Below are 19,879 nucleotides of genomic sequence, written 5' to 3' on the forward strand. Positions count from 1 at the left end.
TGCCACCATAGGGAGCGGGCACTGATGCGCGCTGTTCTCGAGCAACTTGAATCGCGCCGCGCCGAAGCCCGTCTCGGTGGAGGGCAAAAACGTATCGACGCTCACCACGCTAAGGGCAAGCTGACGGCTCGCGAGCGCCTAGATGTGCTGCTCGACGAAGGGTCGTTTGAGGAATACGACATGTACGTCACTCACCGTGCGGTCGATTTCGGCATGGCTGGACAGAAGGTCGCCGGCGATGGCGTTGTGACCGGCTGGGGGACCATCAACGGCCGGCTGGTCTATGTCTTCAGCCAGGATTTCACGGTGCTCGGCGGCTCGCTGTCCGAAACCCACGCGCAGAAGATCTGCAAGATCATGGACATGGCGGTGCGCAACGGGGCGCCGGTAATCGGCTTGAACGATTCAGGTGGTGCACGCATCCAGGAAGGCGTCGCATCGCTTGCCGGCTATGCCGACGTATTCAAGCGCAATGTCGATGCCTCGGGCGTAATCCCGCAGATTTCTGTCATCATGGGGCCGTGCGCCGGCGGTGCGGTCTATTCGCCAGCAATGACGGATTTTATCTTCATGGTGCGCGACAGTTCCTACATGTTTGTGACGGGTCCCGATGTGGTGAAGACCGTCACCAACGAGATCGTTACCGCTGAAGAACTCGGTGGCGCACGCACGCACACGACGAAATCGTCCGTTGCGGATGGTGCCTACGACAATGATGTCGAGACCCTGGAGCAGGTCAGGGCCCTGTTCGACTTCCTGCCCCTCAACAATCGCGAGAAGCCACCGGCGCGTCCCTTCCACGATGACCCGTCGCGGCTCGAGATGCGGCTCGATACGCTGATCCCCGACAGCGCGGCGAAACCCTACGACATGCGGGAACTTATCTTGGCGATCGCCGACGAGGGCGGCTTCTTCGAAATCCAGGCGGCTTTTGCAAAAAACATTGTCACTGGGTTCGTGCGCATTGAGGGCCAGACGGTTGGTGTCGTCGCCAACCAGCCGATGGTGCTGGCAGGCTGCCTCGACATCGATTCCTCGCGAAAAGCCGCGCGCTTCGTCCGCTTCTGCGATGCTTTCTCGATTCCGATCCTGACTCTGGTCGACGTTCCCGGTTTCCTGCCGGGCACGGCGCAGGAATATGGCGGCGTCATTAAGCATGGGGCGAAGCTGTTGTTTGCCTACAGCCAGGCAACCGTGCCGATGGTGACGCTGATAACGCGCAAAGCCTATGGCGGAGCCTATGACGTCATGGCCTCAAAGCACATCGGTGCCGACGTCAACTACGCCTGGCCGACCGCCGAGATCGCCGTGATGGGCGCCAGGGGTGCGACCGAAATCCTTTATCGCTCGGAGCTGCGTGACAAGGGCAAGATCGCGCAGCGCACCAAGGACTATGAGGAGCGTTTCGCCAATCCGTTCGTCGCGGCCGAGCGCGGCTTCATCGACGAGGTGATCATGCCGCATTCCTCGCGCCGGCGCATTGCCCGCGCCTTTGCTGCCTTGCGCGGCAAACGCGTCGATCCGCGCTGGAAGAAACACGACACGATGCCGCTGTAGGGCGAAATGATGTGCACGCATGTGTTCTGCGCGGAAATCGCGTGTGCCACGCCGCGACAACTCGCGAGTTTCATCGGGGGAGCGCAGAAGCTGGTCTGGCTGGCGCATGAGGGCGAAATGGATTGGTGCCTTTGCGTGATCGATGTTCCCGAAACCCTGAGCCGCGCCGGGTTGAGGTGGAGACGTGATCTCGACCCCATGATTTTCCGTGTCGAACGATAGGCAATCCATGTTCAAGAAAATCCTTATAGCCAATCGCGGCGAAATCGCCTGTCGCGTCATCAAGACGGCGCGGCAACTCGGCATCGCCACGGTCGCGGTCTATTCAGATGCCGACCGTGAGGCGCTGCATGTCAAGATGGCCGACGAGGCTGTGCATGTGGGCCCGGCACCCTCCAGCCAGTCCTACATCGCCATAGGCAAAATTGTTGACGCCGCGAAAGCCACCGGCGCGGATGCAGTCCATCCCGGTTACGGCTTCCTTTCAGAAAATTCCAATTTCGCCGAGGCGCTTAAGGCCGCAGGCGTCGTCTTCATCGGCCCACCGCCGGTCGCCATCGAGGCGATGGGCGACAAGATTACCTCGAAGAAGATCGCTGCAACCGCGGGTGTCACGACCGTACCGGGCCATATGGGCCTCATCGCGGATTCCGACGAGGCGGTGAAGATCGCCGGCGAGATCGGCTATCCCGTGATGATCAAAGCCTCAGCTGGCGGCGGCGGCAAGGGCATGAGGATTGCCTGGAACGACGCCGAGGCGCGCGAAGGCTTTCAGTCTTCGAAGAATGAGGCGAAATCCTCTTTTGGCGACGACCGCATCTTCATCGAGAAATTCATCACCCAGCCGCGCCATATCGAAATCCAACTGCTCGGGGATCAGCACGGCAACTTGATCTATCTCGGCGAGCGCGAATGCTCGATCCAGCGCCGAAATCAGAAGGTCATTGAAGAAGCGCCATCACCGTTCCTCGACGCTGCGACTCGCAAGGCTATGGGCGAACAGGCCGTGGCCTTGGCCAAAGCCGTCGGCTACTTCTCCGCCGGGACGGTGGAATTCATCGTGGATGGCGACAGGAAATTCTATTTCCTCGAAATGAATACTCGGCTTCAGGTAGAGCATCCGGTGACCGAACTGATCACCGGCATCGACCTGGTCGAGGAGATGATCCGCGTTGCGGCGGGCGAGAAGCTGCGGATCACGCAAGACGACGTCAAGCTGAGCGGCTGGGCCATTGAAAGCCGGCTCTACGCGGAAGATCCGTACCGCAATTTCCTGCCGTCCATCGGACGCTTGACCCGCTATCGTCCTCCGGTCGAGGGCAAGCGCGAAGACGGCGCTGTTGTTCGCAACGACACCGGGGTATCCGAGGGCGGCGAGATCTCGATGTATTACGATCCGATGATCGCCAAGCTGTGCACCTGGGCCTCCGGTGGAGAGGGGAAGCCAGCGCGGTTGGCGGCCATCAATGCCATGCGGGATGCGCTCGATGACTTCGAGGTCGAGGGCATCGGCCATAATCTGCCGTTCCTCTCAGCAGTCATGGACCATCCGCGTTTTCGCGAGGGACGTCTGACGACCGCTTTCATCGCCGAAGAGTATGCCGACGGTTTTTCGGGCGTCGAACCACCACGGCAAGATTCCCTAAAGCTCGCCGCGATTGCCGTCTTCATCAATCTAAGGACACAACAGCGCGATGTACTCATTTCCGGGGCGATGGACAATCACCGTCGGGTGGTTGGCAGCGACTGGGAAGTGACGCTCGCCGGCAAAAGCTACGCTGTCACGACAAAGCAGGAACGCGACAAGATTGTGGTCCACTTCGCCGATGGTCCCCCGTGCGCTGTTGCCAGCGATTGGTTGCCGGGACACTCCCATGCGCGGTTCACACTCGACATCGAGACGATTGGCGTAAAGATGTCGTTTGTCGCAGCGGGTATTCGTCTGCGCTGGCGGGGCATCGATGTGGTGGCTTGTGTGCGCACGCCCCGTGTCGCCGAACTCGCCAGGCTGATGCCACGAAAGGTGCCACCAGACACGTCACGGATGCTGCTCTGTCCAATGCCCGGCGTCATCACCGCCCTTACGGTGGAGGAGGGGGATACGGTCGAGGCGGGGCAGGCGCTGGCCACCGTCGAGGCGATGAAGATGGAGAATGTGCTGCGTGCCGAACGCCGGGCCACGGTTCGTCGCGTGGTGGCGAAAGCTGGCGCCAGCCTCGCCGTTGACGAACTCATCATGGAATTCGAGTAAGCGGCTCATGGCAGCCGGCAGGTCGCGCATCATCCAGAAATTCCAACCTGGTCGTTGCCATCAACAAGCATGAAGAAGCCTCAACATTTCAGGTCTCGGATAGATGGCGCGTCGGTGACCTCTCTTATTTCGCCAGACCTGCAAGCTGTCGTGAGGGCAAAAAGGTTCTCCCATGGGTTTAATGGTTTTCATTCCTCGTGAACTTGATGCCAACGAGCCGCGCGTCGCGGCCTCGCCCGATACGGTGAAAAGGCTGGTGGCGCTGGGCTTCGACGTCATTGTCGAGGCCGGTGCCGGTCAGAATTCGCGAATCATCGATGCCGACTATGCGAGCGCAGGCGCTGCCATCGGCAAGGCTTCCGATGTCGCCAAGGCCGATGTGGTGCTGAAGGTGCGTCGGCCCGGTGATGCCGAGCTGAAGAGCTACAAGCCCGGTACGGCGGTCATTGCCATCATGGATCCCTACGGCAATGATGCTGCTGTCGCGGCACTTGCCAAGGCCGGCGTCACCGCTTTTTCGATGGAGTTCATGCCGCGCATCACCAGGGCGCAATCGATGGACGTTCTGTCCTCGCAGGCCAATCTTGCCGGCTACCAGGCGGTGATCGACGGCGCCTCGGAATATGACAGGGCGTTGCCGATGATGATGACGGCGGCTGGCACGGTCCCGGCGGCGAAGGTCTTCATCATGGGCGTCGGCGTCGCCGGCCTGCAGGCGATCGCCACCGCGCGCCGGCTTGGTGCGGTCGTCACCGCCACCGATGTTCGCCCCGCAGCCAAGGAACAGGTCGCCTCGCTCGGCGCAAAGTTCCTCGCGGTCGAGGACGAGGAATTCAAGGCTGCGGAAACGGCAGGCGGCTACGCCAAGGAAATGTCTAAGGAATACCAGGCCAAGCAGGCGGCGCTCACATCAGAGCATATCGCCAAGCAGGACATCGTCATCACCACGGCGCTGATCCCCGGCCGGCCGGCGCCGAAGCTGGTGTCGGCGGCGATGGTCGCCTCGATGAAGCCGGGCTCGGTGCTCGTCGACCTGGCGGTCGAGCGCGGCGGCAATGTCGAGGGTGCTGTGCCGGGCCAAGTGGTGACAACGGCCAATGGGGTAAAAATCGTCGGCCATCTCAATGTGCCCGGCCGCATCGCGGCATCGGCATCGCTGCTTTACGCCAGGAACCTGTTTGCCTTCCTCGAAACGCTGGTCGACAAGACGACCAAGACGCTTGCCATCAATCGCGCCGACGATCTGGTCAAGGCGACGATGCTTACCGATGGCGGCAAGGTGGTTCATCCAGCTTTCGTGAAGGCCGATCAGCAGCCGCGTGTCGAGCCGGCCGCGATCCCGGCCACGACCATGGTCGCCGACGCTTCAGTCAAACCCGCCACTGCAAAGAAGGCCGCGCCCAAGAAGGCGGCCGCGCCCAAGTCGCCCTCGTCGAAGCCGAAAGGGATCGCGTGATGGACCAGACCCTGCAAAAAGCCCTCGACCAGCTCGACCAGGCCTCCGCCGCCGTTCGGCTGGCGGTGCACAATATGGCGACCGCGCCCGGTGGTGCCGATGCGGCGGGTGACGCCGCGCACGCGCTGTCCGGTGGCGCCATCGACCCCTTCGTCTTCCGCTTCGCCATTTTCATCCTGGCGATCTTCGTCGGCTACTATGTGGTCTGGTCGGTGACGCCGGCGTTGCACACGCCGCTGATGGCGGTCACCAACGCCATCTCCTCGGTCATCGTCGTCGGCGCGCTGCTTGCCGTCGGCATCGCCGCCTCTGGCATTGCCGCCGGCTTCGGCTTCGTCGCGCTGATGCTGGTCTCGGTCAACATCTTCGGCGGCTTCCTCGTCACCCAGCGCATGCTGGCCATGTACAAGAAGAAGGACAAGTAGAGCGCCATGAACGCCAACTTCGCGTCCTTCCTCTATCTGGTCTCCGGCGTCCTGTTCATCATGGCGCTGCGCGGCCTGTCGCATCCGACCACCAGCCGCCAGGGCAATCTCTACGGCATGATCGGCATGGGCATTGCCATCGCCACCACACTGGCGCTGGCGACTCCCTCTGCCGGCCGTTTCGGCCTGATCGTGCTCGGCCTTGCCATTGGCGGCGGTGTCGGCGCCGTCACCGCGCGCCGTATCGCCATGACCTCGATGCCGCAACTGGTCGCTGCCTTCCACTCGCTGGTAGGCCTTGCCGCCGTCATGGTGGCAGCCGCCGCCATCTATGCCCCGGAAAGCTTCGGCATCGGCACGAATGGCGACATACATGCCCAGGCCCTGATCGAGATGAGCCTTGGCGTCGCCATCGGCGCCATCACCTTCACCGGCTCCGTCATCGCTTTCCTCAAGCTCGATGGCCGCATGTCCGGCAAGCCGATCATGATCGGCGGCCGTCACTTCATCAATGCGGCACTTGCCATCGCGCTCGTCGTCTTGATCGTGCTGCTGGTCACCACCGAGTCCAAGCTGGTCTTCTGGCTGATCGTTGCCGCCTCGCTGGTGCTCGGCATCTTGCTGATCATCCCGATCGGCGGCGCCGACATGCCGGTCGTCGTCTCGATGCTCAACTCCTATTCGGGCTGGGCGGCGGCGGCCCTAGGTTTCACACTCGGCAATCTGGCGCTGATCATCACCGGCGCGCTGGTCGGCTCATCCGGCGCGATCCTGTCCTACATCATGTGCAAGGGCATGAACCGCTCGTTCATCTCGGTCATCCTCGGCGGCTTCGGCGGCGAGACGGCGACTGCTGCAGATGACGGCATCGAGCGCACGGTCAAGCAGGGCTCGGCCGACGATGCCGCTTACCTCATGATGAACGCCCAAAAAGTCATCATCGTGCCGGGCTACGGCATGGCGGTCGCCCAGGCGCAGCATGCGCTGCGCGAAATGGCCGACAAGCTCAAGGCCAACGGCGTCGACGTCAAATACGCCATTCACCCTGTCGCCGGCCGCATGCCGCGGCCACATGAACGTGCTGCTCGCCGAAGCCAACGTGCCTTACGACGAAGTGTTCGAACTCGAGGACATCAACTCCGAATTCGCGCAGGCCGACGTTGCCTATGTCATCGGCGCCAACGATGTCACCAACCCGTCCGCGCGCGACGACAAGTCGTCGCCGATCTACGGCATGCCGATCCTCGACGTCGACAAGGCCCGCACCTGCCTGTTCGTCAAACGCTCACTCGGCTCGGGCTATGCCGGCATCGACAACACGCTGTTCTACAAGGACGGCACCATGATGCTGCTCGGCGACGCCAAGAAGATGACCGAAGAGATCGTCAAGGCGATGGATCACTGACTATGACACACGAACATTCGATCTCTGAATGGGAGAAGCTTGCCAAAGGCGAACTCCAGGCCCCCTCGACCATCCCGACTTGGCGTACGCCGGAAGGGATTGATGTCAAAGCGCTCTACACACAGGACGACCTTCGAGGCATTGATCATCTCGGCACCCTTCCAGGCCTTAAACCCTTTGTGCGCGGGCCGCGCGCCACCATGTATGCGGGCCGACCCTGGACCATCCGCCAGTATGCCGGCTTCTCGACAGCGGAAGAATCCAATGCCTTCTACCGCAAGGCGCTGGCCGCCGGCCAGAAGGGGCTATCGGTGGCTTTCGATCTCGCCACTCATCGCGGCTACGATTCAGATCATCCTCGCGTCGAGGGCGATGTCGGCAAGGCCGGCGTTGCGATCGACTCAGTCGAGGACATGAAGATCCTGTTCGACGGCATTCCGCTCGAGGAGATGTCAGTTTCTATGACTATGAACGGCGCGGTGATCCCGATTCTCGCGGCCTTCATCGTCGCGGGAGAAGAGCAGGGTGTTGCGCGCGAAAAACTCTCCGGAACAATCCAGAACGACATCCTCAAGGAGTTCATGGTCCGCAACACCTACATCTATCCGCCCGGACCCTCGATGCGGATTATCGCCGACATCATCGAATACACGGCAAGGGAGATGCCGAAATTCAACTCTATCTCCATATCCGGCTATCACATGCAGGAGGCAGGCTCGACGCTGGTGCAGGAGCTTGCCTTCACGCTGGCCGACGGGCGCGAATATGTCCGCGCGGCAATAGCCAAAGGCTTGAATGTCGATGACTTCGCCGGCCGGCTTTCGTTCTTCTTCGCCATCGGCATGAATTTATTCATGGAAGCGTCCAAGCTGCGCGCGGCCAGGCTGCTGTGGTCACGCATCATGGAAGAGTTTGAACCGAGGAAGCAGGCGTCATTGATGCTGCGCACTCATTGCCAGACTTCCGGGGTGTCGCTGCAGGAACAGGACCCCTACAACAACATCGTGCGAACTGCCTATGAAGCGCTGGCAGCGGCGCTGGGCGGCACACAATCGCTGCACACCAATTCATTCGACGAGGCGATCGCATTGCCGACGGAGTTTTCGGCGCGTATCGCCCGCAACACGCAACTCATTCTCCAGCACGAGACCGGCATCACCAAGGTTATCGATCCGCTTGCGGGCTCCTATTACGTGGAGAGCCTGACCAATGAGCTCGCCGGAAAAGCCTGGGAGTTGATCGAAGAGATCGAGGCGATAGGTGGCATGACGAATGCCGTGGCCTCCGGACTGCCCAAGCGGCTGATCGAGGAGGCGGCAACACGCCGTCAGGCCGCCGTCGACAAGGGCGAAGAAGTCATCGTTGGCGTTAACAGATTCCGGCTCGAGACCGAGGATCGGATCGACATACTGGACATTGACAACGGAGCCGTCCGCCAGTCGCAGATTGCGCGCATCGAAAAGACCAGGCGCCAACGGGACCCCCACCGTGTAGGCGACGCGCTGGCTGTGCTTGGGCAGGTCGCAGCCAGCGGAGAAGGTAACATTCTCGAAGCGGCGGTCGAGGCGGCACGGGCTCGCGCAACAGTGGGGGAGATTTCCGATGCCATGCGCAAGGTATTTGGCGATCATAAGGCGGTTCCCGAGGTGGTCAGTGCGATCTATGGCAAAGCCTACGAGCAAGAGCCGGAGTTCAAGACGCTGGTCTCGCGCCTCAAAGGCTTCATGGCTTCGCGCGGCGCCAAGCCGAAGATCATGGTCGCCAAACTTGGCCAGGACGGCCACGATCGCGGCGCCAAGATCATCGCATCCGCTTTCGGCGATATCGGTTTTGAGGTCGTCACCGGACCATTGTTTCAGACACCCGGCGAGGCTGCTGATCTGGCTATCGCCGCGGAGGTCCATGTCGTCGGCGTTTCTTCCCTCGCGGCTGGCCATAAAACGTTGCTGCCGCAATTGATTGACGCTCTGGTTGCCAAGGGATCCGCCGACATCATCGTCGTCTGCGGCGGTGTTGTGCCGCGTCAGGACTATAAATTCCTGCTTGACCATGGCGTCGCCGCGGTATTCGGTCCCGGCACCAATGTGCTGGAAGCGGCGTGCGCCGTGTTGGATCTCATGGAAGGCAAGCGTCGAAACGCTTAGCCGCACAGAATAGGGATGGAAATGCAGTCAGCAATTTCGGATTTGCCGATGCCTAGGGCGCAATACAACGAGAGCCGCGGGACGTGGACCCTGGGAGAGGCTCAGGCGCTCCATGATGCCCCGTTCAATGATCTGCTGTTTCAAGCGCAGACCGTGCACCGTGAGAATTTCGATCCCAACAAGGTCCAGCTCAGCCGGCTCCTCAGCATCAAGACAGGCGGATGCCCGGAGGATTGCGGCTATTGCAGCCAGTCGTCGCATCACGAGACCGGGTTGAAGGCGTCGAAGCTGATGGAGGTCAAGCGCGTCATCGCCGAGGCGACCAAGGCGCGTGACGCCGGCGCCACCCGCTATTGCATGGGCGCTGCCTGGCGGAACCCCAAGGCGCGCGACATGGATGCGGTCGTTGCCATGGTCGAAGGCGTCAAGGCGCTCGGCATGGAGACCTGCATGACGCTCGGCATGCTCGATCCTGAGCAGACCGCTCGTTTGAAGCAGGCGGGCCTCGACTATTACAACCACAACATCGATACGTCGGAACGCTACTACAGCGAGATCATCAGCACGCGCAGCTTTGCCGACCGGCTCGATACGCTCGAGCAGGTTCGCCAATCCGGCATCAAGGTCTGCTGCGGCGGCATTGTCGGCATGGGCGAAGAGCCGGTGGATCGGATCGACATGCTGGTGACGCTGGCCAACCTGCCGGAACATCCCGAAAGCGTTCCGATCAACATGCTGATCCCGATCGAGGGCACCCCGCTTGCCGCGGCTAAACCCATCGAGCCGATCGAGTTCGTGCGCGTGATCGCGCTGGCACGCATCATGATGCCGAAATCGCATGTCCGACTTTCGGCCGGCCGCACCGCCATGACCGACGAGATGCAGGCGCTGTGCTTTTTTGCCGGCGCCAACTCGATCTTCGTCGGCGACACTCTGCTGACGGCGGACAATCCCGGCGAGGACAAGGATAGCCTACTGTTTCGCCGTCTCGGCATCGAGCCGATGGAACTCGAGGCGCAATGAACGGGGCACCGCTTGCCCGCTATGACGCGACCTTGCAGGGACTGGCGCGCAAGGACCGGCTGCGAACACTGTCGTCGCGCGCCGGGCTCGACTTCTCGTCGAACGACTATCTCGGGCTTGCTGCCTCGAGAAGGCTTGGCGACGCGGTTGCGGCGGCGATCGCACAGGGCACGCCGGTCGGCGCCACCGGATCGCGGCTGTTGCGCGGCAACGCGCCGGAGCATGAAGCCCTGGAGGCGGATGCGGCGGCGTTCTTCGGAGCCGACCGCGCCCTGTTCTTCAGCAGCGGCTATATCGCCAACTTCGCTCTGCTGACCGCCCTGCCGCAGAAGGGCGACCTTTTGGTCCTCGACGAGCTCGCTCATGCCAGCATGCATGAGGGCGCCCGCGCTGGCCGTGCCGAGTTCAAGCTGGCCGCGCATAACGACGTCGATGCCTTCGGGGATGCAATCACGCGCTGGCGCGCCGAAGGTGGCACCGGGCGCGTCTGGATCGTGGTCGAAACCCTATACAGCATGGACGGCGACCGCGCGCCGATGGAGAGCCTGGTCGCGCTTGCCGATCGACACGAGGCGTTCATCGTCGCCGACGAGGCGCATGCCACCGGTGTCTGGGGACCGGAGGGCCGGGGGCTGGCCGCCGCATTCGAGGGCCGCGACAACATCATTGCGCTCCACACATGCGGCAAGGCGCTCGGTGCGTCCGGCGCGCTCGTCACCGGGCCGGGACTGCTATGCGATTATCTCGTCAACCGCTGCCGGCCATTCATCTACTCCACCGCGCCATCGCCGCTGATGGCCGTGGCAGTGCGCGAGGCGATTGCCATGCTGTCCGATGAGCCCCAACGCCGTGTCCAGTTGCAGGAGCGCGTCGCCTTCGCGGGCCGCCAATTGGCCGAGCGCTGCGGCGTGGCACCCAGCGGCTCGCAGATTCAGCCCTTTGTCATCGGCGACAACAGGCGCACCATGGCGGTGGCGGCGGCGCTGCAGGCGCGCGGCTTCGACATCCGCGGCATTCGTCCGCCGACCGTGCCCGAGGGCACATCGCGGCTGCGCATTTCGCTGACGCTCAATGTCGACGAGGCCGACATTTCCGCCATGGTCGAGGCGCTCGTCGAGGTGTTGGCCTCGGCATGACCAAGCGCATCGTCATCACCGGAACGGATACCGGAATCGGCAAGACGGTGTTTTCGGCCGGGCTCGCCGGCCTGCTCGACGGCTTCTACTGGAAGCCGGTGCAGTCGGGCCTCGACGGCGAAACCGATAGCGAGGCTGTGGAACGGCTTGCCGGCCTTCCGCCGGGGCGCGTGCTGCCGGAAGTCTACCGCTTGAACGAGCCGCTGTCGCCGCATCGTTCAGCCGAACTCGACGGCGTCGCGATAGACGTCGCAAAGCTCTCGCTTCCAGACTTGCCAGGTCCGCTCATCATCGAAGGAGCCGGCGGCCTGATGGTGCCGCTCAACCGGCAGACAAGGTTCATCGACGTTTTCACGCAATGGCGGCTGCCGGTCATTCTTTGCGCGCGCACCGCGCTCGGCACCATCAATCACACTTTGCTGTCGATCGAAGCCCTGCGGGCTCGCTCCATCCCGCTCATCGGCATCGCCTTCATCGGCGAAGAGGTAGCCGATACGCAGAAGACCATCGTGGAATTCGGCGGCGTGCCGCAACTCGGCAGGCTGCCGCACCTCGACCCGCTGACGTCCAAAACACTGAGGGACGCGATGACTGCCGGCTTCGACCTTGCTTCGATTACCGGAGGCGAATGATGTCGCAGTCCCGTGTGTGGCACCCCTTCACGCAGCACGCGCTCGAACCGACGATCCCAGAAATCGTCCTGACGGAAGGCGCCTATCTCCACAAGGCCGACGGCTCCCGGATCCTTGACGCCATTTCCTCCTGGTGGGTCGTCACGCATGGCCACCGCCATCCCCGCATCGTGAAGGCCATCGAGACGACCGCGTCGAGCCTCGACCAGATCATCTTCGCAGGCTTCACGCACGAGCCGGCCGAACGCCTGGCCAGGGCGCTTGTCGGTCTCGCTCCCTCGGGACTCGACTGGGTGTTCTATTCCGACAGCGGCTCGACCTCAGTCGAAGTCGCGCTGAAGATGGCGCTCGGCTATTTCCGCAACATCGGCGCGCCGCGCTCGCGCATCGCCGTCATGGAGCACAGCTACCATGGCGACACCATCGGCACGATGAGCGTCGGTGCCCGTGGCGTGTTCAACGCAGCCTACGAGCCCTTGCTGTTCGAGGTCGACACCATCCCTTTCCCTACCGCCGGCCGCGAGCAGGAGACGCTTGATCGGTTCGAGGCCGTCAGCCGCGACCGGCGCGCGGCCGCGCTGATCGTCGAACCGCTGGTGCTCGGCGCTGGTGGCATGCTGATGTATCCGGCCTGGGTTCTGACCGAACTGAAGAAGATCGCCGAGACCTCCGGCACGCTGCTGATCGCGGACGAGGTGATGACCGGCTGGGGGCGCACCGGAACGATGTTCGCCTGCGAGCAGGCATCCATCTCTCCGGATATCCTGTGCACCTCGAAAGGCCTGACGGGCGGCGTGATCCCGCTGGCGGCCACGCTTGCCACCGATGCCATCTTCCAGGCCCACTATTCTGAGGATCGGAAGAAGACCTTCTTTCATTCGAGCTCCTACACCGCCAATCCGATTGCTTGCGCAGCCGCACTCGCCAATGTCGAGATCTGGCAGAACGAGCCGGTGGCCGAGCGGATCGCGGCCTTGAGCGGGATGCAGGCCGCCGGGCTTCAGCGCTTTCTCGACAATGCCAACTTCACCGACAGCCGGGCGACCGGCACGATCGCAGCACTCGATCTGAGCGCCGACTCAGCCGGTTATCTGGCCGAGATCGGACCGAAGCTGCGCGCGTTCTTCCTCGACAAGGGCCTGCTTGTGCGCCCGCTCGGCAATGTCCTCTATCTTCTCCCGCCCTATTGCATCACCGGCGACGAGCTCGAACGACTCTATGACGCCATCGAGGAGGCCGGCGAACGCTTCGGGTCTAGGCCATGAGCAGGTCGTCGCGCATTCTTGGGTTTGGCCATCATGCGCCTGGGCGCAAGGTGGAGAATGCCGAGATCGAGAACAATCTCGGGCTCGAGCCGGGCTGGATCGAAAGGCGTACCGGAATACGTTCGCGCTTCTGGGCAGCGGACGAAGACACGCTGTCTGGTCTTGCCACGCAGGCTGGCGACATGGCGCTGGCGAATGCCGGCATTGACCGCAGCGACATCGGCCTGCTGTTGCTTGCCACCTCGACGCCCGACCACCTTCTGCCGCCCAGTGCACCCCTGGTCGCACATCAGTTGGGGCTCGGACGAGCCGGTGCGATCGATCTCACCGGCGCCTGCGCCGGCTTCATCTATGCACTGATGTTCGCGGATGGATTCACCCGCCTGCATGGCAAACCAGCGCTGGTCATCGCCGCCAACATCCTCAGCCGCCGCATCAATCCAGCCGAGCGCGCAGGCTCGGTCCTTTTTGCCGATGCCGCCGGCGCCTTGGTGATTGGTCCGTGCGAGGATCCCGGCCGGGGCATTCTCGGTGCCTCGGTCGATTCCGACGGCTCGCGCTACGGCCTGATCCAGATACCCGCTGGGGGAAGCAACATCCCGTTCCACGCCGGCCTCGATCTCGGGCAAACCCGCATGACGATGACCGACGGCCGTGAAGTGTTCGCCAAGGCTGTCGAGATGATGACCGATTGCTCGAGAAGCGCGCTTGCCGCTGCTGGAGTACGATCACAGGATGTCGGCAGGTTCGTGCCGCATCAGGCGAATGCCCGCATTTTCGATGCCGTCGGGCGAAACCTCGGCATAGCGGATCAGGCAATCGTCAAGACAATCGCCGACTATGGCAACTCTTCCGCCGCGACGATCCCGCTCTCGCTTTCGCTGGCCCATAAGACGGAGCCGTTTCGGCCGGGCGAGAAAGTTCTTCTGGCGGCGGCGGGTGCGGGTCTCAGCGGCGGCGCGCTCGTCGTCGGAATCTAGCCGAGTGACCGGCCGCGCGCAGGACTAGTCATGAATGGTGGATAGGACAACAGACCAATGCGAAAAATAGTCGCCGGCAAGCTGCATGGCATCTACGTCACCGAAGCGAACCTCAACTACCACGGTTCGATAACGCTGGACCCTGACCACTGCGAAGCAGCCGGGATCCTGCCTATGGAGTTCGTGGAGATATGGAACAAGAATTCCGGCGCGCGGATTTCGACCTATGTCATTCTCGGCGAACGCGGCTCACGCTGCTGTATCCTCAACGGTGCGGCCGCCCGCACCTGCCAGACGGGCGACCAGATCATAATCTGCAACTCCGTCTACCTGGACGAAGCGCAGATCACCTCGCTGAAGCCGCGGATCGTCACGTTCGACAAGGACAACCACATACGCGACCGCCTGAGCTACTCGGTCGATCTTGATGCGCAGGGCCGATACACTTTCTCCATCCTTGACGAGGTGAATGAGGCTTTGGCCATTCCTGCCCTGGCCTCCGGCGTGTGACTTGAAAGTACCGTCTCCAATCGAGGCAAAGCGTTGTTCAGCGCTGGTGGATCTCTGCCTCGATCAATTTGACCATGATGTACAGAGCACTGTTTACGGGTGTCGGAATGCCGAGTGCTTTGCCTTGGCGAACAATATACCCGTTGAGGTGGTCAATCTCACTCACCTTGCGCCGAGCCAGATCCTGGGCCGTCGACGACTTTTGGTTGGGCATCATGCCGGCAAGAGCAACTACATTTTCCATCATTTCGCCAAGAGTAGAAAAGCCCGATCCTGCGGCCACAGCAATACACTTGTCCACCACGTCTTTCATAACTTCCATGACTCCCTCAACCGCAAATAAACGTCCATAAGGAAGCTGGGAGACGGCGGACAGAGCATTGTAGGCACAGTTCAAAACTAGCTTGCGCCAGAGCGCGCCCCGTATATCGCCAGATACGGTTGTGGGGATGCCAGCCTCGGTAAAACTCAGCGCAATATCTTTGCTTCTGGGCGAAGACCCAATCAGTAAGTCACCACGGCCATGATGCCTTACATGTCCCGGTCCCGCGATATCGCTTGCAACATAGACGACGGCGGGAGTCACTGTCCTACCGATAATTGATTGCAGGCGATCCGCATTGTCGACCCCGTTCTGCAGAGTGAGGACGAACGAGTTCTCATTCAGATAAGGTGAAATTTGCAAGGCTGCCGCTTCGGTGTCCGCCGACTTCACACAAAGAAGCACCACATCAGCCTCTGAGACCCAAGACGGATCGATCGTTGCTTGGATCGAAATATGTTCTTGGAAGGTACTGGCTTCGAGAAAGAGGCCATGGTCATTTATTGGGCCGACATGTTGCTGCCGTCCGATCAGGATCACCTTGTGTCCTGCCCGTGCCAACATGCCACCATAATAGCAACCGACGGCACCCGCTCCCATGACCGCTATAATCATATACCACTCCAAATGCGCCTGAGCCGCGCTGGGGACCGTTGACGAGAATAGGCCTTGCCGAAGTATTCCGCAGTAGCAGATGGTCTGATTGTCCCAGTAACCCCGATGGCCCACCGGAGAATTACGGCCGCCCAGTGCAGCGTCGCGCTTCGAACAGATTTTGGATCTCCAGCGTCGGACACTCCGCTTAGCGCGGAGCCACCAGGCTGATCTGAAGTGTTTGCGCCGAGCCGCGACAACCTCATGGGCGCCGTTGTCCCTGCCGGCGCGGGATGTGGGAACCAATGATATCTGCTACCGGATATGCCGTTTTGTATTTCACCTGCTTAAGCGCGAAGCTCGATTTGATTGTTGCGACGCCGGTCACCTTGACCAACTTCTCCACGATGAAGTGCTGAAAGGCCCCTACGTCGTGTACAACAACGCGTAATAGGTAGTCGGAATCACCCGTCATAAGGTAACATTCCATTACTTCCGGAAAACCTTCTACTGCCGCCTCAAAAACGTGCAGCATGTTTTCGATCTGACGCTCTAACGTCACTTGGACGAAGACGCTCACCACGGCCCCCAGTTTTTGGGGATCCAAAAGGGCTACATATTGAAGGATCAGGCCGGATTCTTCCAGGGCCCGGACGCGAGACAGACAGGGGGAGGGCGACAACCCAACGCGGTCTGCGAGCTGCACATTTGTAAGACGACCTTCCTTCTGTAGTTCATTCAATATCTTAATATCAATCGCATCGATATCGATCATCGGCACAGCCCTCTCCTGCTTATCGTCCTGGCCATATATTCTGCCGAGATTTACTAGTGTGACAACATAATTGAGAAGCAGATGCGCCGCTGAAAAAGCTGGCCTTCGCTCGTCGTGTGGGAGGGCCATCGCACATGAGTCATTTTGCATCCGCATCTCTTGATGGACCGCTGGTGGCGACTTTGTCCGTGTCGGCAAGTTGGAGGATGTCTCCTGCCAGTTGATTTATGGGTGCGGTGTAGGTGGGCGGCGTTGTCCTTGCTGGCACGACTGAAGCCCGCGCCCAGATGAACGTCGGGTATCTAGTGCAGTCCGTTCTCGATCTGCCAATGTGCCCTGGTGGGGTCAATTGGTCGCTGCGGTTAACGACAGCGAGGCGATGAACAGGCTCGTCAGCCGGTTTGGCCTGTGATGCGGATGAAGGCGATCCGACGGGATATCAACACTTGGCCGCCGTCGCGATCTCTGCCTGCCCAACTCGCCGGGGCCGTGGCTGGTGTCTGCCCGGGAGTGGAGCGTCCGTCGGAGCTGCGTCCTGCCGTGATCCTAATCTGAAGGGCGTGCACGCAGAATATGCTGTGTAATATGAGATTTATGGCTGATAATGCCGAACTATTCGAAGTTAACGACATATTTGGCAGATACTGCCGCGCTGTGGGTGCTAATTTGCCCGACATCGCGTTGGAGGAACAATGGAAGCTTTAGCAACCGCTCGGACAGAACATTCCACTGATGACCAGGATCCGCAGGAAACTGCTGACTGGCTGTCTTCACTCGAATCGGTGTTTCGATACGGCGGCAGCGACCGGGCCCGTTTCATACTTGAGAAGTTGGAACGAAAAGCCAAGGAGATCGGCGTCGTTGCGGACACGCTCCCATACTCTCCTTACAGGAACACCATCCCCCTCGAGAAGCAGCCTCCCTATCCCGGTGATCTCCAGATGGAGGAGCGCATCACGACGATCATGCGGTGGAACGCTCTAGCGATGGTCGTCCGGGCCAACAAGGCGCATGGCGAGCTTGGCGGACACGTAGCGAGCTACGCATCGGCTGCCGAAATATTCGAGATCGGATTTAATCACTTCTTCCGCGCGGCAAGCGGGGAGCAGGGAGGTGACCTTGTCTATTTTCAGCCGCACTCGGCGCCTGGCGTCTACTCACGCGCTTACCTTGAAGGCAGGCTTACAGAAGAGCAGCTCAAACACTATCGTCAGGAGCTAACTTCTAGCGGCCTTTGTTCATATCCCCACCCTTGGTTGATGCCGGATTTCTGGCAAGTACCAACTGGCTCGATGGGAATCGGCCCAATCAGCGCCGTCTATCAGGCGCGATTCATGCGCTACCTGCGCGACCGTGGCCTCGCCCAAACCGACGATCAGCACGTCTGGTGCGTGGTTGGCGACGGCGAGATGGATGAGCCGGAATCCACAGCCGGGCTTTCTATCGCAGCCCGAGAGAAGCTCGACAACCTGACATTCATCGTCAATTGCAACCTTCAGCGCCTGGATGGGCCGGTGCGAGGAAATGGGCAGATCATCCAGGAACTGGAGAATACTTTCCGAGGTGCAGGCTGGAATGTCATCAAGGTTCTTTGGGGTTCGGATTGGGATTCACTTTTTGCGCATGACGTCAACCATGCTCTACTGAAGAGGTTTGCGGCCACGGTTGATGGTAAGTATCAGACACTCGGAGCGAAAGATGGGGCCTATAACATGGCCAACTTCTTCGACGAGGATCCGGAGGTGCGCGCGCTGGTCTCGCACATGTCAGACCGTGACATCGACTCTTTGAAGCGTGGCGGACACGATTTCCGCAAGCTCTACGCCGCATTTGCAGCCGCCAAGTCAACAAGGGGCCGGCCTACAGTCATCTTGGCAAAGACCAAGAAGGGCTACGGAATGGGCGCTGCGGGCGAATCCCGTATGACCGCCCATCAAGCCAAGAAGCTGGAAATCGATGCCCTGCTGGACTTCCGCGACCGGTTCGGGCTGCCACTGACCGATCAAGAAGTTGAACGGCTGGATTTCTACCGGCCTGCCGAAGACAGTGCTGAGCTGACCTACCTGCGCCAGAGACGAGAGCAATTGGGTGGCTACCTGCCGGTCCGCAGGCGCAGTGCTCCCGCAGTGCCTGTCCCGGTGATCGAGAGCTATGCCGATTTTGCCTTGAAGGCGGACGGCAAAGAGATGTCGACAACAACTGCTGTTGTTCGGTTGTTTAGCAACCTTATTAAGAACAAGGAGCTCGGGCCGCGCATTGTACCAATCGTCGCAGACGAGGCGCGGACTTTCGGCATGGCCAACCTGTTCCGGCAAGTCGGAATTTACTCACCCGTGGGCCAGCTTTACGAGCCTGAAGACGCCGGCTCCATGCTTTACTATCGCGAGGCCAAGGATGGCCAGCTGCTTGAAGAAGGCATTACCGAAGCGGGAGCAATATCCTCTTGGGTCGCTGCCGCAACATCTTACAGCGTACACGGCCTCTCAATGCTGCCCTTCTACATTTATTACTCAATGTTCGGCTTCCAACGCGTTGGCGATCTCATTTGGGCGGCGGCAGACCAACGCGCGCGTGGCTTTCTTATCGGAGCGACTGCAGGGCGAACGACACTCGGTGGTGAAGGCCTCCAACACCAGGACGGCACGAGCCACGTGATGGCCGCGACCATACCGAATTGTCGCGCGTACGATCCCGCCTTCGCCTGTGAGTTTGCGGTCATACTGGATCATGGCGCGCGTGGCATGATGGAGGAGGGGCGTGACGAGTTCTATTACATCACGGCGATGAATGAGAACTATGCGCAGCCCTCTCTGCTAGAAGGATCTGAAGAGGGTATCATCAAGGGCTTATATCGCTTCGCCACATACGGTGCGGCCAAATCGAAAGCGAAAGTGCGACTGGTGGGATCTGGCGCGATCTTTCCTGAGGTTGTTGCGGCAGCCGCGCTTCTGGCAGATGACTGGTCGGTGGCCTCGGAAACCTTTAGCGCGACTAGCTTCAGCGAACTGGCACGAGAGGCCCGGGAGATCGAGCGTGCAAACATCCTTAGCAAGGATGGGGTCCAGAAGGTGAGCTATGTCCAGCAATGCCTTGGCGGCGATGCCCCCGTTGTAGCAGCCACGGATTATGTCCGTGCCTATCCGCAGCTTATTGCATCCTATGTGACGTCGCGTTTCGTCGCGCTCGGTACCGATGGGTTCGGGCGAAGCGACAGCCGCGCGTCGCTCAGGTCGTTCTTCGAAGTTGACCGCCACCACATCGTGGTCGCTGCACTTGCAGCCCTTGCAGACGAAGAAAAAATCGAACGCAAAACGGTCAAGGAAGCCATCACCCGCTATGGGATCAACTCCGAGCTGCCTGCGCCCTGGAACATCTAGAAGCAGTTTCGCCGGACAAATCACTTA

Annotated in this window: 15 protein-coding genes and 1 pseudogene; 14 read left to right on the forward strand and 2 right to left on the reverse strand. The window is 60.8% G+C overall.

The annotated features are described in order from the left end of the window. The first annotated feature begins 24 nt into the window (after positions 1–24). The 13 genes and pseudogenes from ACZ89F_RS04855 to panD all read left to right on the forward strand — a co-directional run bounded on the left by ACZ89F_RS04855 (position 25) and on the right by panD (position 14,784). A complete protein-coding gene (locus ACZ89F_RS04855; protein WP_476090644.1) occupies positions 25–1,557 on the forward strand; it encodes an acyl-CoA carboxylase subunit beta in 1,533 nt (510 codons plus the stop codon). A gap of 229 nt (positions 1,558–1,786) precedes the next feature. Beyond that, on the forward strand, positions 1,787–3,808 hold the full coding sequence (locus tag ACZ89F_RS04860) for an acetyl-CoA carboxylase biotin carboxylase subunit (RefSeq protein WP_476090645.1): 2,022 nt from the start codon (positions 1,787–1,789) through the stop codon (positions 3,806–3,808). A gap of 172 nt (positions 3,809–3,980) precedes the next feature. Then, positions 3,981–5,264, forward strand: a complete 1,284-nt coding sequence (locus tag ACZ89F_RS04865; RefSeq protein WP_476090646.1) for a Re/Si-specific NAD(P)(+) transhydrogenase subunit alpha — start codon at positions 3,981–3,983, stop codon at positions 5,262–5,264. Then, positions 5,264–5,689, forward strand: a complete 426-nt coding sequence (locus tag ACZ89F_RS04870; protein WP_032901432.1) for a proton-translocating transhydrogenase family protein — start codon at positions 5,264–5,266, stop codon at positions 5,687–5,689. The genes ACZ89F_RS04865 and ACZ89F_RS04870 overlap by 1 nt, the downstream gene beginning before the upstream one ends. A 60-nt stretch (positions 5,690–5,749) precedes the next feature. Further along, positions 5,750–6,658: pseudogene (locus tag ACZ89F_RS04875) on the forward strand (NAD(P)(+) transhydrogenase (Re/Si-specific) subunit beta); the annotation flags it as partial. Between the two features lie 103 nt (positions 6,659–6,761). After that, positions 6,762–7,094, forward strand: coding sequence for an NAD(P)(+) transhydrogenase (Re/Si-specific) subunit beta (locus ACZ89F_RS04880; RefSeq protein ID WP_476097212.1), 333 nt, complete (start codon positions 6,762–6,764; stop codon positions 7,092–7,094). A gap of 2 nt (positions 7,095–7,096) precedes the next feature. Next, a complete protein-coding gene (gene scpA / locus ACZ89F_RS04885; RefSeq protein ID WP_476097213.1) occupies positions 7,097–9,238 on the forward strand; it encodes a methylmalonyl-CoA mutase in 2,142 nt (713 codons plus the stop codon). A 48-nt stretch (positions 9,239–9,286) separates the two neighbouring features. Beyond that, positions 9,287–10,261, forward strand: coding sequence for a biotin synthase BioB (gene bioB / locus ACZ89F_RS04890; protein WP_476090647.1), 975 nt, complete (start codon positions 9,287–9,289; stop codon positions 10,259–10,261). Continuing rightward, on the forward strand, positions 10,258–11,397 hold the full coding sequence (locus ACZ89F_RS04895) for an 8-amino-7-oxononanoate synthase (protein WP_476090648.1): 1,140 nt from the start codon (positions 10,258–10,260) through the stop codon (positions 11,395–11,397). Before bioB ends, ACZ89F_RS04895 begins: the two co-directional genes overlap by 4 nt. Continuing rightward, positions 11,394–12,029 (forward strand): dethiobiotin synthase, encoded by a 636-nt coding sequence (gene bioD / locus ACZ89F_RS04900; protein WP_476090649.1) that lies wholly within the window; start codon positions 11,394–11,396, stop codon positions 12,027–12,029. Before ACZ89F_RS04895 ends, bioD begins: the two co-directional genes overlap by 4 nt. After that, on the forward strand, positions 12,029–13,294 hold the full coding sequence (locus tag ACZ89F_RS04905) for an adenosylmethionine--8-amino-7-oxononanoate transaminase (RefSeq protein ID WP_476090650.1): 1,266 nt from the start codon (positions 12,029–12,031) through the stop codon (positions 13,292–13,294). Before bioD ends, ACZ89F_RS04905 begins: the two co-directional genes overlap by 1 nt. Next, positions 13,291–14,274, forward strand: coding sequence for a beta-ketoacyl-ACP synthase III (locus ACZ89F_RS04910; protein ID WP_476090651.1), 984 nt, complete (start codon positions 13,291–13,293; stop codon positions 14,272–14,274). Before ACZ89F_RS04905 ends, ACZ89F_RS04910 begins: the two co-directional genes overlap by 4 nt. A gap of 57 nt (positions 14,275–14,331) precedes the next feature. Further along, positions 14,332–14,784, forward strand: coding sequence for an aspartate 1-decarboxylase (gene panD, locus ACZ89F_RS04915; protein WP_476090652.1), 453 nt, complete (start codon positions 14,332–14,334; stop codon positions 14,782–14,784). 37 nt (positions 14,785–14,821) lie between these two features. Here panD and ACZ89F_RS04920 read toward each other — a convergent pair whose 3' ends face one another. Continuing rightward, entirely contained in the window at positions 14,822–15,721 is a 900-nt protein-coding gene (locus ACZ89F_RS04920) for a ketopantoate reductase family protein (protein WP_476090653.1), read from the reverse strand. A gap of 241 nt (positions 15,722–15,962) precedes the next feature. Next, positions 15,963–16,475, reverse strand: a complete 513-nt coding sequence (locus ACZ89F_RS04925; RefSeq protein ID WP_476090654.1) for an Lrp/AsnC family transcriptional regulator — start codon at positions 16,473–16,475, stop codon at positions 15,963–15,965. Between the two features lie 692 nt (positions 16,476–17,167). Between ACZ89F_RS04925 and mdeB the strand changes: the two genes are divergently transcribed. Continuing rightward, the gene (gene mdeB / locus ACZ89F_RS04930; RefSeq protein WP_476090655.1) at positions 17,168–19,852 is read left to right on the forward strand and encodes an alpha-ketoglutarate dehydrogenase; all 2,685 of its coding nucleotides are present in this window, start codon (positions 17,168–17,170) and stop codon (positions 19,850–19,852) included. The last annotated feature ends 27 nt before the right edge of the window (positions 19,853–19,879 follow it).

The sequence above is a fragment of the Mesorhizobium sp. USDA 3734 genome (genome assembly GCF_056279665.1).